Consider the following 699-nt stretch of genomic DNA (forward strand, 5'->3'; position numbering starts at 1 on the left):
CAAAAAGGCAACGTGTTGTTCAGGGCAGGGAACTTCAATAATGATAGGGGTGTTCCGCTGACGTTGCTGTGTTCTCAGCAAGATGACGATTACGCGGTGATTGAGCTAGGCGCAAACCATATTGGTGAAATTGCTTACACTACCCAGCTTGTGAAACCGGATATCGCGCTGGTAAACAATGTTGCGGCGGCGCATTTGGAAGGCTTTGGTTCTATTGAGGGTGTAAAGCAAGCCAAAGGTGAAATCTATCAAGGGTTACAGGCTGGTGGCATTGCCATCGTCAATCTCGATAGTAACGGTGATGCGCTGTGGCAATCGGTTCTTGCAGATAAAAAAGTGATCACTTTCTCGCATAATAATTCGCAAGCGGACTTTTACGCATCGAACGTGACAATGAATGAGGAAGGTAAAGCGAGCTTTACTTTGCATATTTCATCAGATTCGCGAGAAATTGAACTGTCACTTGGTATTATTGGTCAACATAACGTTGCAAATGCTATTGCGGCCTCAATCATTGCGCTACACATGGGGGCAACCGTTGAAGAGATTCAGTTTGGTCTTTTAAACCTTAACAAAGTAAAAGGCCGAGTGGATGTGGAGCAACTCAGCTCGACGATCAAGTTGATCGATGACAGCTACAATGCAAGCGTACCTGCGATGAAAGCGGCGGTTGATTTGCTTGGGGCGTTTCGCGGTCAG

General features: G+C 46.4%; 1 protein-coding gene. It reads left to right on the top strand.

The window, feature by feature from the left end; genetic code table 11:
* The coding region (locus R7O13_RS27135) for a Mur ligase family protein (RefSeq protein ID WP_318305234.1) at positions 1–699 on the top strand (699 nt) is incomplete at both ends.

The sequence above is a fragment of the Vibrio sp. Y176 genome (assembly GCF_033438945.1).